1 pseudogene is annotated in these 233 nt (G+C 50.6%); it reads left to right on the top strand.

Going from position 1 to position 233, the window contains the following annotated elements:
- Positions 1–232 (top strand): annotated as a pseudogene (locus FDX22_RS31035) (zinc transporter ZupT); the annotation flags it as partial.
- Position 233: the final 1 nt, after the last annotated feature.

The following is a 233-nucleotide window of genomic DNA, read 5'->3' as shown; positions in this document are numbered from 1 at the left end:
AATATTAGGTGGGGTAATGGCATGGTTAATTCTGGGCAGTTTGATTTCGCCCGTGGTGATGGCGGCAATTATGGCCGCGGTCGCCGGAATTATGGTGGCGCTGTCAGTCGATGAATTGATGCCACTGGCAAAAGAGATCGACCCAAATAATAATCCCAGCTATGGGATCCTGTGCGGAATGTCGGTGATGGGGTTAAGCCTCGTCATCCTCCAGTCCATGGGAATCGGATAAT

It is taken from the genome of Citrobacter sp. TBCS-14 (assembly GCF_005280805.1).
GTDB classification, from domain to species: Bacteria; Pseudomonadota; Gammaproteobacteria; order Enterobacterales; family Enterobacteriaceae; genus Citrobacter; species Citrobacter gillenii.
The sequence above is the reverse complement of the archived record's forward strand: the minus strand, read 5'-3'. Positions and strand labels throughout refer to the sequence as shown.